This window comes from Kitasatospora sp. NPDC059803, assembly GCF_042732255.1.
Lineage (GTDB): Bacteria > Actinomycetota > Actinomycetes > Streptomycetales > Streptomycetaceae > Kitasatospora.
This window is the reverse complement of the sequence record NZ_JBHWIJ010000112.1, coordinates 1-15,893: the sequence shown is the minus strand read 5'-3', so window position 1 is coordinate 15,893 and position 15,893 is coordinate 1. Positions and strand designations below refer to the sequence as shown.

Genomic DNA, 15,893 nt, shown 5'->3' with positions numbered 1-15,893 from the left:
TCGATCATCAGGGGCCCCGGCGGGGGGGCCCCCCCCCTGGGGGGGTGTGGCCGGGCGCGGCCCGCCTGGTGCGTCCGGTCGGCGGGGTCCGCCCGTCCCGGGCGGGGGGGGGCGAGGGCCCTGGGCGCCGCGCGTTCCGGTTCTTCAGTGGGCGGTGGGGTGCCGCCCACGCGGGGGCCCGGAGTCGGCCGTCGATCAGGCGGGGATGGGGCGACAGCCCTGCCCGTTCACCCACAGCGAGCCCTCGGCCCAGCCGCTCTGGCACTCGTACCCTGCGCGTGACGTCCGGTCCATGACGACGAAGTCGCTCAGCGGCCCCCAGGTGGTGCTGTCACAGGAGCGGCCCATCACGTTCGGCCCGTCGGCGTCCACCTCATCGCACCGGATCACTTCACCGGCCCGCTTGCCGGGGACGCCGTGCGCGTTCCCGCCGGCCGCGCCGGCGGCGCCGACACCGGTCAGGCTCAGGATGGCGGTGGCCATGCCGGCGACGAAGAGCAGTCGTTTCATGAGGGGACCTCCGTGGTGGGGGACGGGACTCCGCAGACAGTTCCCCTGCGACCCACCTGCGTATCGACCCATTCGCATGAACACGTCATCCCGTTGCGCGCCCTGGCGACGGCAGCGAACCGAAGAGGCCGGCCGCCCCGACATCGCGTCGGATCGACCGGCCTCTTCGCCGTCCGGAGGGTCAGGCGATTCTCACGCTCGCGCCGAACTCGAACGTCTTGGTCTCGCCCGGGTTCACCACACCGATGACGGGCCCCTCGCAGCCCGGCCGATCGTGGACGTCGGCGGGCTTGTCGGTGAGGTTCTCGACGATGAGGGGCCAGATGTCGCTCTGGTAGCAGCCTGAGGGGTTGTTGTAGGTCTTGAATCCGACCCGCAGTTGACCGGTGGCCGCCTGGGCCGAGCCGGGCATCGCCACTGCCACCGCCGCAGCCATGGCCACCGCGCCGAGCGCCTTGCTGATCCGTCGCATGTCGTCACTCCAGGGTGTCCGGGGAGCCGCCGCGGATGGCGGCTGCGCCGGAGGACTGCCCCGATCCGCCGCAGGTCACAGCCCTGCGGCGGCCGAATCACCTGATCGGGCGCCCCAGGCCGCCGCCGTGCGGTCGGCGGCCCACTCGCCACTCCTTACCTGCCGCTCGCTGCTAGCTGCTCGCCGATCGCCACCTGCTACTTGGCGAAGCGGACCTCCGGGAAGGCCGCCGAGGGGCCGTCCAGCAGTCGGCTCGGGCGGTTGAGCAGGTGCCGGTCGAAGAACGCGCCGAGGTACGCCCGGGTGGCGGCGAGCGCGCGGTCGCCCTTGATGGTGCCGTACTGCTCCGGGGTGGTGTCGGGCGGCAACTGGTCGCGGACACCGAGGGAGTCCACCAGCCAGTGCATGTCGCAGAACGACAGGTGGCCGGCCTCCGGCAGGTCCAGCCAGCGCTTCCAGCCGGTCAGGTGCTGCCAGGTCTCGTCCCAGTTCGCCGTCGCGGGCCTGCCGGCGTGCCGCTGGGCGCCGAGCAGCAGCACCGGGCGGGCGAGGCCGTCGGCCGGCAGCGGGGCGAAGAAGTCGCCGTCCAGGTTGGCGGCGGCGCGGATCCGCCGGTCCTCGCTCATCGCCTCGACGGCGCTCGCGCCGCCGATCGAGTGGCCGGCCGCGCCGATCCGGGAGCGGTCGACCTGCAACCCGCGGACGAGCCCGGGGCCGGGCGCGGTCAGGCGGTCGATCAGGAAGCTGATGTCCTTCGCCCGACTGCGGGTGACCTCGGCCGCCCGCTGGTCGTCCACGTGATCGCAGATCAGGCAGGTCTCCACCCGCCCGTCGGGGAACTGCACGACCGTCTCGTACGTGTGGTCCAGCGCGGCCACCACGTAGCCCCGGGCCGCGAGGTCCTCGGCGAGGGCGGTGAGCGAGGTGCGGCTGAAGCCGTAACCGGGGGAGAGCACCACCACCGGGTGCCGCCCGGGCGCGGGCACCGTACGGGCCTTCACACCCGTCCGCACCTCGCTGACAGCCGGGGTGCCGAACAGCGCGGACGACACCTCGGGGGAGACGTAGGGCAATTGCTCCCCGTGCTCCCCGCGCGCGGGCTGCGCCGGGTACCAGAGGGTGGCCATCAGCTCGCGACTGGCGGCGTCCGCCCGCCAGGGATCGTGCCGGGCCTTGTCCACCAGGTGCACCGACGCGGCACCGATCGTCCGTCGCGTCGTCGGCGCGGGCACCTGCGGTACCTGCGGCACCTCCGTCGCCGCACTCAACGAGAGCGTTCCAGCCGTCGGAGAAGCCGCCAGCGCGGCCTGCGGACCGGCCAACGAAAGCAGGACGGCAATGGGCACGGCGAGCAGAACAGCACTCCGCCACCGAGAAGTTGTCGACATACCGCCACGCTAGGCCCGCCCCCACCCCCACCGCGTCCTGCCCACGACCTAACCCCCTCCACCCCAGGTCGCACCCGCCACGCCGCCCCCACCCCCCACCCGGACGACCCCACCTCCACCTGCCCGCCCTTGCGTAAATCGCCCGCCTTTGCACAGAGTTGAGCGCCTCGCAGGCCCCGCCCGTCCTGTGGCGCATCGGAGCCCACACCGGCCACGCCTTCGACTCCATGCACCACCTACAGTGACCCGGCACCGCTGACACGCGAACCCTGAACCCCGTCCGGGCTCAGTGATCCTCGGTCCGAAGAAGCCCCCCATACGGAAGTGCGATGCCCCCCGCTGTCCGACGACACCCCGCCCGAGCCGACGGCTGGACCGTGGCCCTGGACTACACCCATCTCACGGGGGCCAGCTTTGCACCACCTGCCAGTGTTGCGCCTGCAGCCTCGTCGCCGCCCGCGACCAGCCCCGCTGCTGCGCCACCGGCGCGTGCTACGGCAAGCGGCTCTCCCCGCTGGCCCTCGCCTACATCTACTCCGTACTCAAGTCCGCCCTGGAGCACGCTGTCCGGGAGGAAGAGATTCCGTGCAATGTCGCCCGCAACGTCTGCACCGGCACACCCCGCCCCCGCCGCTTCGAACCCCTTACCACCAACGAGGCCCGCACCTTCCACATCGCCGCTCAGGGCCACCGCCTCCACGCGCTGTTCGAACTCGCCTTCCGTACCGGCCTGCGAAAGGGTGAACTCCTCGGCCTGCGCTGGGAACCTCGACCACGGCAGCGGCACCGCCAGCATCCGCCGCACCCTCCAGCGCACACGTACCGGGGGCCTGACCACCCTCCCCGCCAAGACAGTCAGCTCCGAACGCCGCATCGCCCTCTCAGCTCCCTGTCTGCTCTCGCTCCGCGCTCACCGCAAGCAGTAGGCCCAGGAGAAGGCAGGTGCAGGCTGGGTGGACAGCAGCCATGTCTTCACCTGCCCGACGGCCACCCCATCGAGCCTGCCACCCTCACCCGCTACTTCAACGCACTCCTCCGCCGCGCCCGCCTTCGCCAGATCCGCTTCCACGACCTGCGGCACTCGAACGCGACCCTCCTCCTGGAACAGGGCGTCGAACTCGTCGTTATCAAGGAACTCCTCGGCCACGCCCACATCAGCGTTACCGCCACCGTCTACGCCCACGTCCGACTCCGCCTCCAACACGACGCCATCGCCTCCTCGACATGCCCTCCGCAGTCACCGCAGGCCCCAACGACAGCGACGAACCTCCGCCTTGTGCCGCACCCGTCCGCTGAAGTTGCCGTCAACTAGTGCCGTTAAGCCCCGAGAAGCCCTGCCAGGATTTCTCTGGCAGGGCTTCTCGGTTATCTACTAGCCTTCGAGATCAACAGGCGGAGAGGGTGGATTTCTAGCTCATGACTCAGCATCGCAATGACTGCAATAGACCCGCGCCTCATTCTTGGATTCCGCCGATCCGAGATAATCCACAGAAAGGAGACCCTGGCGGCAGTTAGGGCATTTTATGCATGACTTCGGGCCCTTCAAGATGGACGATACCGCCGAGATCCACTCACGCATTTCCATAAACTTCCTCTCGCGCGCCACGTTGGCCCCAGGTCGTCGGCTTGCAGGTGAAACCCGAAGGATTCCCATTGATAGGATGAAAGCTGGAGAGCCTGGAAGGAATCCGGATATGATCTGCCCTGCGGGTCGCCGTTTCATATATCTGAACGCCTGGTCGTGGCGGGAGGAGAACTCGCGGAGATCCACTTTCGAACCACATCGCAACGAGGGCAAGGAGCCCCCGGTCGATTAATATCGAAAACGCGTCACGTGATGTGGGGATGACGCTTGACCAGCAACAATCCTAGCGACCAACCCGCCGATACAATCGACTCAATCGTGTTCTGTGGAGATAGTGCCGCCGAGTCAAATATTATGGGTGGCCCCCGACGTCGAGTCGAGGGACCACTCATTCTCCGCAAGCCAGTTCGAAATTCCGCTACCGCAGGGTTGGTCTCATTTGCCGCGCGATATGCAGTCCCTCACATAACTCCGGCGTGTTGATTTTCTTGAGGTCTTCGAATATTTGGGGTTGAATCAGTATCTCATTTAATCGGCCACAGCTTGCGGCCGCCGACGGAGATTTGACCGTGGACACGTCCAGCCTGGACAGTGGCGCCAGAAACATCGCCGACGAGAGAATTAGAACCCGGGGGGCCTAGCTCGCCGATGACGTTATGAGTGCCGATCTGGACCACGTTTTGGACGTTCCCGATGACGGTCCCGCCTTCCGTTATAACCACTGTACCGTGCACGTTGCCCTGGATGGTTCCGCCCCGGACGACAGCGTCACCGTGTACGTCACCGGTCCTGACCTCGCCGGGGCCGATGACATGCCTGTTCTGCGGAGTCTCGTAGTACGCCTTATTTTCTGCACTTCTAGCAGCAACAGCCTCCGGCGAGTAGTTCTCGTCGGGCGTCCATTTACTTCCGTCGCAGTTATGAACAAGGACCGGAGTGGCTCCCGCCAGCACATAGTACGTGTGGGTGCTTGCGACGGTGAGGTCGTAGGCCGTTTGTGGGACGGTTTCGTAGTTCCTCAAGGCTTGGATCGTGATGGTCCGACCGTTTGCTGTGCGGACTTCGTCGCCGGGCTGCAGTTCCGAGGCATTTGTCCACCGGCGGGCGGTTTCGTCCCAGAAAGGGTGGTGTTGGGTACTGGTGAGGGTTTCTGCGGTGCCTGATTCGTCGTCGGAGTCGTTGATCTGAAGGGTCAGTTCAGTGAAGTGCTCGTCATTCGGCGTGCGGATTGTGCGGGTGACGGGCTTGGACTCCGTGTTCCCCGTTGTCGGGTCCGTTGCCTGGACCTGGTCGCCGGCCTGGAGATTCTCAATGGCTTGAGTTGTGCCATCGGCCAGGAGCACTCGCGTGCCTGGGGGGAAGCTGTGCGCAGTGTTGAGCAGATTGGTGATGTCACATGCCGCGTTCGCGACGTCTTCGACTTTTTGCTCGACGGCATAGGCCTTTTCCACGGCCTTTGCGGCCTTCCCGGCAACGCGTGCACCGGGGATGAGGCCTGCGGCGTTCTGGGCGGCGCTCAGGTAATTGCCGTCGTAGACGTCCATGGCGGCGGATCCGACGGCGCCTATGGCGTTCAGCCCGGGAATGTACTGGGCGGTTTCAAAGGCTTCCTTGATGGCTCCCTTGAGCGTGCCGCCGCGGTTGATGATGAAGACGTGCTTGCTTACGACATTGGGATGGTCCCTGCTGCCGCTCCACTGGTTCCAGTAGGTCTCGGTCCAGGAGCCGTCTCTTTCGAGTTTGAACGTCTCGGTGGTGACATTTCCCTTGTCGTCCGTGCAGGTGCCGAATCCGCCGCAGACGCCCTCAGGGCGAAGGCCGCTGGGGTCGGAGAGGTTGACAGGGTTGTTGTTGCTGTAGGCGTAGCCGTTCCACTGTTGGGGGTCGGCTGCGTCGAGGATGGGGTCGGGGCTGATGAAGCGTCCGCGGATGGGGTCGTACTGGCGGGCGCCGAGGTTGGTGAGTCCGGTGGTGTCGTCCTTGCTGCCGCCGACGAAGCCCTTGGTGCCGGCCCACTGGTTGGCGCCGGGCTGGGTGCCGCGGGGGTTGCCGAACGGGTCGGTGGGGCGGCGGGTGACGGTCTGGGTCGCGTTGGTGTTGACCTGGAGGCCGCTGGTGCCGTGCGGGTCGGCGGCCTGGATCAGGACGGTGCCTCCGCCGATGGCGGCGGTGACGCGGGTGTAGGTCAGTCCGCCCGGGGCGGTGATGGAGCGGACGTTGCTCGTGGAGCCGCTGCCGGTGTCGAGGGTTAGCTCGTCGGTGGGCAGGTTGAGCGTGGTCTTGCCGGGGTTGCGGCGGATGAGCTGGTTGCCGTCGGCGTCGTACAGGTAGGTGGTGGCGCCGGCCTGGCCGGTCTTGGTGACGGAGTCGAGCTTGTCCTCGCCGTTCCAGGCCAGGGTGGTGGTACCGCCGGTGTCCGTGATGGCGGTGGTGTTGCCCTTGGCGTCGTACTGGTAGCTGACGGCCTTGGTACCTGCCGGCCCGCTGGTGGTCGAGGTGAGCAGGGCGTGGGGCCCGCCGGTTCCGCCGCCGGTGCTGGGGGCGCTGGTCGGGGAGTTGGTGCTCTTGGCGGCTCCGAAGGTCTGGGCCGTGGTGATGTCGTTGAGGCTGTTGCCGGTGATGTCGTGCTGCACGAGGCCGGTGCGGTTGCCGGTCGCGTCGTAGGTGTAGGTGTTCCAGTAAGGTGCCGGGCCGCCGATGGTCCGTCCGCCGGGGTTGACGGTGGCCGGGCCGTTCGCGTTGTTGCAGCCGCCGACGCCGGGCACGGTGGTGGAGCTGCCGGTGCCGTGGACCTCGCCCGACGAGTCGGTCCAGTCGGCGGTGGTGAAGGTACCCGCGGTGTCGGTCCAGGCGCCGGTCAGCCGGCGGAGGTGGTCATAGGTGAAGCACTGGGTGTCGGTCGCCGAGGCGTCCTGGATGGTGGTGGCGGAGGTGATCTGGCCGGACTGGGTGTAGGTGTAGCTGGTCTGGTCGACCGAGACGGTTCCAACCTGGCGGTCGGTGAAGTTGTTGATGACCCGTCCGGTGGCCCAGTCGTACTGCTGGGTGGAGACGACCTGCTTGCCGTACTGACCGACCGTCGTACGCACCGGGCGTGCAAGGGCGTCGTACTCGACCTTGGCGATGACGGCCTTGCTGAGGCTGGCGGCCGCGGTGAGCAGGCCGGTGATGGTCCGGCCGTAGCTGACGGTTTCGGCCGGCAGGCCGCCGGCGGCGGGAATGCCGACCTTCGTCAGGGAACCGATGACCGGGCTGTAGGTGTTGGTCGTCGTGTAGGTACCGGCGAGTGCGCCCTCGGCGGACGGGATGGTGATCGATGAGCCGAGAGGGCGGTAGGCGGTGTCGTAGTCGGTGACGGCCTTGGTGTAGGCCGTGCCGCCGGCTCCGCCCACATAGCGGGTCGAGGAGGTGGGCTGGCCCTTGACGAGGGTGTCGTAGCTCCAGGAGGCCAGCTGGTTCGTGGGCGCCACGGCGCCGTTGAAGGTGCCGGTCTTACGGCCTAGCAGGTCGTAGGTGTAGGAGAGGGTGTTGTTCTTGGCGTCGACGGTGTGGTCGATACGCGAGTTGACGTCGTAGAACGTCCGGGTCGTACCGGCGTCCGGATCGGACGTCGAAGTCTGGCGTCCGCGCAGGTCGTAGGAGTAGCTCCACGCGTTGCCGCTGCTGTCGGTCCGGGACGTGGTGAGACCACCCGGCGTGTATCCGTAGCTGGTGACGTCCGCGTCGGCCAGGTTGCCGGTCGCGGTCGGCGTCCGGTATTGCCCCAGGGCGGTGGTGCGGCCTCGGGCGTCGACCACGGTCGAGGTCGGTGTGGAGCCCGAGGGCGGGGTGACGTCGGTGCGGTCGGCGCCGGGGTAGGCGGTGTTGGTGGCCCACTGGAGGTTGCCGTAGGAGCGGAACTCCGAGCGCACGACGCGCCCGTTGCCGTCGTAGGTGTTCCACGTCTGGCCGGGGACCTGGCCGTCGGCTGCCGGGACGAAGACGGACTCGGTGGGGAAGGAGCCCTGTTCGTAGTACGGAGCCGAGGTCTTGATCACCCAGCCGTGGGTGTCGTAGACGGTGTCGGTGATCAGGCGCCCGGTCGGCTTGGCGGCGCTGGTGCTCTGGGTTTGCCGTGGCCGTGCCAGGCCGTCGTAGATGTCGATGCTCGCGGAATAGGTGACCGCGTCGTCGTTGATCGATTCGGTCTTGACGGTGGACGGTGCCTTGGAGCCGTTCAGAAGATAGGTGAACTTCCGGCTCGGCAGTTCCTCGGTCGGCCGGTCGGGCGCCCAGACCGCGGTGATGCGACCGAGGGCGTCGTACTGGGCGGTGGTGACTCGGCCGTTGATGTCCTTACTGACCAGAGGTGAGCCGCGGGCCGGATCCTGGGTGACGGTGGTGGTCCAAGCGGCTCCCATCGGTCCGGTGGTGCGGACCTCCGTCGGCAGCTGTCCGGCAGCCGGGGTGCGGGCGAGCGCCGTGACGGCAGGCGTGACCGACGGCCCGCTCAGCTGGGCGCCGTTGCGGTCGTAGGTCGAGCCATCGGTTGTCGCAGTCGTGACGGACCGGCCGTAGGCGTCGAAGGTCGCACTGCCGTCATGGGTGTAGACGGGGTTGCCGGCCTGGTCGAAGTGGTCGAGGACCTCGGTGCTGGTGGGGTCACCGATCGAGCCGGCCTGCTGGAAGGGCTTGCCGTCGTAGACAATGCGGCTGCTGGACTGGGTGTTGGCTGCCGTGGCCGTCGCGCTGCAAGACCCCTGGAAGGTGGTCATTCCCGACGCCAGGGTCAGGAGCTGGGGGTTGTCACTGACCGCGTAGCCGGTGGTCGTGCAGGTCCCGGGGGTGGCGGCGGTGCCGTCGCCCTTGTCGTCTACCTTGACGACGCGGTTGCCGTTGGCCGGCTCGGTGGTCGTGACCGTCGTGGTCGTGCGCCAGCTGCCGTCGGAGAGCTTGGCCTTGGTGATCGCGGTGGTTTCGGAGTCCGAAAGCCACGCCTGGATCTTCGGCGCGCCCGCGGTTTGGGCATGCGTCGCGGAGCTCATCTGCCCGTTGTAGGTGTTCCCGGAGACGGCCGTGACTGTTCCACCGGCCTGGTCGTAGACCTCGGTGGCGACGACGCGGCCGGACAACTGTGCGCTGTCGGTGACGGTGCCGCCGAGCGGGCTGGGGACCTGGACGCTGCGTTGGGTCTTGCCGTTGGCGAGGTAGTCGTCGTTCATGCCCCGCAGGTAGGTGACCTTCTGCTGGGTCTTGGGGGCCTCACTGGAGCCACCGCTGCCGGTGGTGGTGGTGACGGACTGGTAGCCGCGGAACTGGTCCCAGGTGCGGGTCTTGGAGTCGGTGAACTCCGCGTCGTTGCGGTGCCAGGCGGCCTCACCGTTGTAGGTGTACTCGGTGGTCTTGCCGATGGTGGGTGTACTGACGAGGTCCTGCTCGACGACGGCCTTGACGAGGGGCTTGTCGAACCAGTCGTTGATCGGGTCCTTCGAGGACAGGAACTCCGGGTACCACTTGACGGGCATGCAGGCCATCGTGTTGCCATCCTCGGAGGACGGCATGTGGTTCTTGACCCGGGAGCACTCGGGGTCGGAGTAGATGACGTCGATCCGACCGCCGGTCTCGGTCGTGATGCCCATCAGGCGCGGGCGCTTGAACATCGGCGATGCTGGGACGAGGCCATCAACGCGATTGGCGCGCATGTCGTACTGAAACTGGACGGCAGGCAGGTCCTCGATCGCCGCCTGGCCGTTGCTCGGCACACGCAGCACGGAGTCGAGCTGCAGCAGGCGCTTGGTGCCGTCCGTGGGATCCGCGAGCTTCTGGTTGAGCCTCCAGGTGTCGACCGTGCGGTAGTCGGAGCTGGCCAGGACCTGGGTGGCGATCTCGGTCAGCCGCTTGGTCGTGAAGAATGTGGGCGCCGAGTTCACGCAGGAACTGTCGGTGCAGATCTGGTCGATCGGAGTGTCCGGCCAGGCGGCCGCGTTGGCCGTCGTGCGCTGGTCCTCGGAGCAGGTGATCGCTCCGCCGGGAATGCAGCGTTCCGCGACGGTGAACAGGACCTTCGCCGCCGGGTTCGCGCCGCCCTTGGTCGCCTTCTGCTCGTCCAGACGCTGGCCGTAGGCGATCTCCTTGAGGTAGCCGGTCCGCTGGTAGTCGGCGAGGGTGCCGGTGCCGCCGCTCTGGACACGGCCGCGGTTGTACTTGTTGCCCTCGGCGGCGTACTTGTACGTGGTCAGGTTGCCGTGCGGGTCGACCACGTAGTCGAGCTGCCAGCGCCAGGCCATCTGGCACCAGGAGTTGTTACCACTGCCGGAGTTGTAGCAGGGGTCGCCGCTGTTGGGTGAATACACCGGAAGGGTCAGGACGGAGTTCGCGGCCGGATCGCTGCCGTCACCGCCCGGCAGGTGGTTGAGGCCGTAGTAGTACTGGACACCGTCGGGCGTGGTGATCCGCCAGTACTCCATGCCCTGGTAGTCGACATCACCCGCCGCCTTCGGAGCGCCGGTGAGCTGCTCGACCTTGGTGCCGTCATCGCTTTCCAGGTGCCAGATGCCGGTGTCGTCATCGCGCACGATGGCACCGGCCCTTCCGCCGAGGGAGAAGGTGGCGTTCTGTCCGCCCCAGCACTGGTCGCCCGAGCCGGTGATGCCGGCCTTGTCGCAGCTGCGGTAGGACCGCTCGATGTAGCCGGGTTCGTAGCCCCAGCCGTCGCCGATCCACGAGGGTTGCGCGTTCGTGGACGACGTCTTGCCGTCCACGTTCGCGGAGTTGTAGCTCAGTGCCACGGTGGGTGCGGCGCCGCCGAGGGCCGGGGGTGCCTGGATCGGGTAGCTGTAGGTGAAGCTGCCCGTGTTGGAGCCCGCCGTCCAAGCCGCCGACGACGACAACGGCGTCGCGGTGAAGTTGCCCAGGGGGCCCGACGGGGAGGCCGCGGGGGCCAGGACCACGGAGCCGCCGGTTCCCCCGGTGCTGCCGACGGTCAGGGCCTGCGCAGGCGCCTGGGCGGACGAATTCGCCGTGGTGAACGACGCCTTCACCGCACCGCCCTGGGCGTTGCCAGGCGCGGCAGGGGGAAGGGTGACATCCGCAGTGATCGTGCCGGAGCCGTCGTTCCTCACCGGAACCGGAGTCTGCGTACGGCACTCGGGGCGTTCCGGCGTGGTGAGTGAACAGGCCGGGAGCGCGACGAGGCCGGCACGGTCCGACCACCCGCCCGCCTGTAGGGCCTTCAGGTCCAGGGTGACGCTCGCCTGCCGCCCGTCGCCACCGACCGACGCCTTGGCGTCGGCCAGCGCCACCAGCGGCCCGTTGACGCCTGCGGCCTTGCCCTTGTCCTGTCCGGCCACCTCGACGGTGACGGCGTGCGCGCTCTCACCCTGGCCGGTTCCCGGTGCGACCCGGACGGCCAGATCTCCGGCCTTGGTTCCGGTCATGCCACCGGAGGCGGGTGAAGCCCCACCGGTGGCCCTGCGGGCCGCCTCGGCCTCGGCGCTGTCGGAGCCGAGCACGACCGTCGCGGTGCCGGTGACGACCGGCGGAGCGGTCTCCGGTTTCCAGCCCGCTGCCTTGACCGCCGTCTTGGCGCCCGGAGGCTGGGCATCGTGTCCCTTGACGGAGGGGGCCGCGCTTCCCAGGGGCGTGTTCGGAGGAGCCCAGACCTCCCCCTCGGGCTCGGGGTAGGTCCATGCCGCCGCCGGCGGCACGCTCACCCCGGTCAGTGTGAGAGCGACCAGGGCCGCCACAGCCGGCGACCGCCATCGGCCGCCTATTCGTTTTCCGGCCCGTTTCCGGGCAGGCCAAACCACCACAGTGGTGTCTCCTCACTCATTGTCGACACAACGTCATATGGACATGGATGTGCCAGGATCGAGGTGACGATATGTGCACCCACTGACACGCCACCAGGTCGCATGAGTGCCGCACATGAGATGTTTATGAAGTCTTGATCTCCTGATCTGCGGCTCATCCGGACACATCGGCATGAACTGACAAAGGGTTTGACCGATCCGCAGGTCAGCACGCATCGTTCCCACCCGAACGCACCCCATCGAGGGTGCGGCCCGACCGGGAGGGACCCTGCAATCCGCATGACCAGCACTCCAGGCACAATCGCGCACACACCACCAACACCTTCCATACGCAGGCGCATACTCGCGCTGACCGCCCTCGGCACCGGCTGCGTCCTGAGTCTGGCCCTGCTCAGCGCGCCGGCGGCGCTCGCGGCCGACACCGCCCTCGCCCCGCCGACCCATGGCCCTGTGGGCGGAGTGAAACCGCTCGTCCCCTCGTCACCGGCACCCGCCCGCACCCCTGCGCAGCAGGCGATGCTGGATGCGATCGCCAAGGCCAAGACGACCGGTAAGCCGGTCACCGTCGAGACCTTGACCAGCGAGGTCTCCAAGACCATCGCCAACCCCGACGGCACGCTGACCAGCACGGACAACGCCCAGGCTGTACGAACCAAGCGTGGAGGTGCATGGGCTGACATCGACTCGACACTGCGGGTCAACGCCGACGGCACGTTCAGCCCGGCCGTCGCGACGACCGGGCTGAAGTTCTCCGGCGGCGGGACGGGCCCGATGGCCACCGTGACGACCGACGACGGCAAGAGCCTCGCGGTGAACGCCCCGTTCGCCCTGCCCAAGCCGTCCGTGACCGGCGCCAACGCCACCTACACCGACGTCCTCCCCGGTGTGGATCTGCAGCTGACCGCGCTGTCCCAGGGCGGCTGGCGGGACGCCATCATTGTGCGGACCAAGGAGGCTGCCGAGAGCGCGGCGCTCAAGTCGCTGACCTTCCCCGTCTCCGCGCAGGGCCTGTCCATGGCGAAGGACCAGTCCGGCGGCATCACCGTCGTCGACGACAGCGGTGCCACGCGCTTCCGCGCCCCCGTGCCGTTGCAGTGGGACTCCAGTAAGCCTGCGCCCTCCACAACCGCCACTGCGGACCGGGCTTCCAGGGACTCGGTGCGCGCGGCGTTGGCGGCCGCCCCGACGCCCGCGCCCACGGGGAGTGCGAGCGGGATTCCGTCGACCGCCGAGGAACCGGGTGACGGCGCGAACGTGGCCGCCATCACGACCAAGATCACGCCTTCGGCCATCGAACTGACACCGAACCACGACGCGCTCGGATCCGGCGACGGTCCCTGGTACCTCGACCCCTCCCTGGTCACGGCCACCAGTTCCGTCCAAGGCTCCGTCGAGGTTCAGGAGAACCACAAGAAGGCGGAGAACTTCAACAAGAAGAGCAACCTGGCCACCGGCTACTGCGGCTACCACAGCAGTGACCCGAGCCTGGACTGTGGTGACCTGGGCCGCCAGCGCGCCTACTTCCAGTTCGGCATCAACCCGGTGCTCTACACCAAGCCGGGTGGCGCCGAGAGCCCGCCGACGATCTTCAATTCCACTCTGAACTTCCAGGTCACCGGCGCTTCCAGCCCAGGCACGAACACGCCGCTCGTGGTGTACTCGGCTCCCAAGCCCATCCACGAGCACACCAGTTGGAACGATCAGCCCTGCGGCACCAATGGCGATGTCGCGATGGAGAACTGCCCGACAGTCAACGGCCAGTGGATCACCGGCACCGGCCCGTTGACCGTCGACGTGACAGACATCATGAAGCAGGCGATCGCAGGCCAGTGGCCCTGGTGGACCGCCGCCATTGCCCCGATGAACAATGAGTGGGAGAAGCTGTACCGGCACTACATTGCCAACAGCCCGTACATCACTACCACCTACGACATCATCCCGACCGTCTGGTACCCGCGCACCAGCCCCGCTCCTGGCTTTGCCTGGAACAACAGCGCCACCGAGTGCACCACCGGCGGCGCAAACCCCTGGGACAACCCCGGCTGGATCGGTAGCAACCGAGACATCTACCTCACCGCCAACAGCAACTCGCCCGCCGGTCAGACCCTCTACACCGGCTACCACATGTGGGATGACAACGACCCCAACTTCAGTGCGACTCCCGGAGCCTGGGGCCTCAACTACAACGACCCCGGCCCCTCCGTGAGCGTGGGATCGCTGTCGGACGGCCACCAGTACGGCTGGACGGCTCGCGCCACCGACGAGATCCTCACCTCGCCCATGACCCCGTGGTGCTACTTCCGCGTCGACAGGACCAACCCCCGCGTCAGCATCAGCTCGACCGACTTCCCGCCGTCGGGCACCCCCAACCCCACCCCGGCCAAGTACATGAACGACCCGGGCGCCTTCACCATCAACGCCGAGGACCCCGCCCCCGGCGCCGGGCTCCAGGCCTCCGGCGTGGCCTGCGTGCGCGTGAGCACGGACCCGACACCGGTCGTCGGCTGGCGCTGCGGCCAGAACGGCACCCTGCCCCCCGGCCAGCCGTACACCTACAAGCCCAGGGACTGGGGCACCAACACCCTGTACGCCTGGGCCATGGACAACGCCGGCAACTACAGCCAGCCGGCCGTCTACAACTTCTACGTCCCATGGAAGCCCGACACCCAGCCCCTGTTCGGCGACGTCGACAACGACCAGAAGCCCGACGTCATCACCGTCGACAGGAACGGTGACCTGCGCGTCATCGGCGGCACCATCGACCCCACCACGTCCCTGGCCGCCCCAGCCGCCGCTGCCCCGGGAAACCGCGACTACGGCGCCACCTGGTCCGACTACCAGGTCAGCCACCACGGCACCTTCGCCGTCGGACAGGCCGTCGACGAGATCCTCGCCCACTACACCAAGGACGCGACCTCCAAGCTGCGCGAGGCCCTCTACCTGATCCCCAACAACGGCACCGGGCGCTTCGACACCCTGACTCCGATCGCCCTCAACCGGCCCGCCTGCACGACCTACGAGACCGGCAAGCCCTGCTCCGGCTACAGCCAGAAGAACTGGAGCGGCGCCTCGCAGGTCATCGCGATCGGCACGCCCGACGGCGAGGCCGTGGGTGGTGAGCCGGGCAACGAAGCCCGCAAGGTCATCATGACCCAGACCTCCATCCTTTCCCTGGAGAACAACAACCTCTACCTCTTCCAGCCCAACGGCCTCGCCGACTCCCTCGACGCGGCCACCTACCTCCCGGCCGTCTCCGGCAGCTGGGCCGACCTGGAACTGCTCAACCCGGGTGCGGCCAACGGGGCGACCGCCGTCCCCGGCACCACCGACCCCACCTACCAGACCACCATCTGGGCGCGGAACCGCACGACGGGCGACCTCTTCGCCTACCCGCTCGGCTACAAGGCCGACGGAACGGTCGACTACTCCGCCCTCACCAAGCCCGACCAGGGGATCAAGCTGGACGTCGGCCAGCCGGTCAAGGCGGGCGACTACCCCCGGATCGGCGCCGGAGACCTCAACAACGACGGCACCCCCGACCTCTGGGTCATGGACAACAGCAACGCGCTCTCCATCTTCGCGGGCAAGAGCAGCACCGGCACCAAGGGCAAGGTCGACGGCTTCGTCCCGCCGGCCTTCGCCGGCTTCTCCGACTCCAGCGTCACCATCCACTCCCAGCTGGTGAACTGGCTGTGCGCCGACTCCATCGGCGGACCCAACGAAGGCACCGAGGTTGCCGCCTACGCCTGCTGGCAGACCATCAACCAGCGGTTCAACTTCGCCACCGACGGCACCATCCGGTCCGGCAGCTGGTGCGTCTCCACCAAGGGCAACGCCCTCGGTAACGGAACCGGCCTGATCCTTTCCCGCTGCGTGGGAAACACCGGCCAGAAGTGGGCCGTCCGCCCGGACGGCCGGATCTACCTCCCCGCCACCGTCACTGCGGACAACCCCGGCGGCCGCTGCCTCGAACTGCCCGGATGGGCCACCGAGCAGGGCACCCGGCTCGGGATCTGGAACTGCCCCGGTCTGCAGGCCAACCAGCAGTGGAGCCTCAACTACGAGCAGCACGCGCCCTGATGACGCTCGCGGTGGGGCGAGCTGAGCCGATCCGATGAACGTGAACAGCCTGTAGACAGGCCGGTGGG

The 15,893-nt window shown here is 67.9% G+C and carries 5 protein-coding genes and 1 pseudogene; 2 read left to right on the top strand and 4 right to left on the bottom strand.

Going from position 1 to position 15,893, the window contains the following annotated elements; all coding sequences use genetic code 11:
* Positions 1 to 195: 195 nt before the first annotated feature.
* The 3 genes from ACFV6I_RS19330 to ACFV6I_RS19320 form a co-directional block, all read right to left on the bottom strand.
* Entirely contained in the window at positions 196 to 510 is a 315-nt protein-coding gene (locus tag ACFV6I_RS19330; RefSeq protein ID WP_380426536.1) for a hypothetical protein, read from the bottom strand.
* A 181-nt stretch (positions 511 to 691) separates the two neighbouring features.
* Positions 692 to 982, bottom strand: a complete 291-nt coding sequence (locus tag ACFV6I_RS19325; RefSeq protein WP_380426534.1) for a hypothetical protein — start codon at positions 980 to 982, stop codon at positions 692 to 694.
* Positions 983 to 1,179: 197 nt separating this feature from the next.
* Complete coding sequence (locus ACFV6I_RS19320; RefSeq protein WP_380426532.1) at positions 1,180 to 2,250, bottom strand: alpha/beta hydrolase family protein; 1,071 nt, start codon at positions 2,248 to 2,250, stop codon at positions 1,180 to 1,182.
* Positions 2,251 to 2,779: 529 nt separating this feature from the next.
* Here ACFV6I_RS19320 and ACFV6I_RS19315 point away from each other — a divergent pair.
* A pseudogene (locus ACFV6I_RS19315) lies at positions 2,780 to 3,666 on the top strand (tyrosine-type recombinase/integrase); the annotation flags it as partial.
* A gap of 813 nt (positions 3,667 to 4,479) precedes the next feature.
* Here the strand turns inward: ACFV6I_RS19315 and ACFV6I_RS19310 are convergent.
* Positions 4,480 to 11,646, bottom strand: coding sequence for a polymorphic toxin-type HINT domain-containing protein (locus tag ACFV6I_RS19310; protein ID WP_380426530.1), 7,167 nt, complete (start codon positions 11,644 to 11,646; stop codon positions 4,480 to 4,482).
* A 615-nt stretch (positions 11,647 to 12,261) separates the two neighbouring features.
* Here ACFV6I_RS19310 and ACFV6I_RS19305 point away from each other — a divergent pair.
* Positions 12,262 to 15,825 (top strand): ricin-type beta-trefoil lectin domain protein, encoded by a 3,564-nt coding sequence (locus ACFV6I_RS19305; protein WP_380426528.1) that lies wholly within the window; start codon positions 12,262 to 12,264, stop codon positions 15,823 to 15,825.
* Positions 15,826 to 15,893: the final 68 nt, after the last annotated feature.

Coding starts and splice junctions, on each gene's coding strand:
- ACFV6I_RS19330 (WP_380426536.1), bottom strand. CDS start 510: ATGAAACGACTGCTCTTCGTCGCCGGCATGGCCACCGCCATCCTGAGC.
- ACFV6I_RS19325 (WP_380426534.1), bottom strand. CDS start 982: ATGCGACGGATCAGCAAGGCGCTCGGCGCGGTGGCCATGGCTGCGGCG.
- ACFV6I_RS19305 (WP_380426528.1), top strand. CDS start 12,262: ATGCTGGATGCGATCGCCAAGGCCAAGACGACCGGTAAGCCGGTCACC.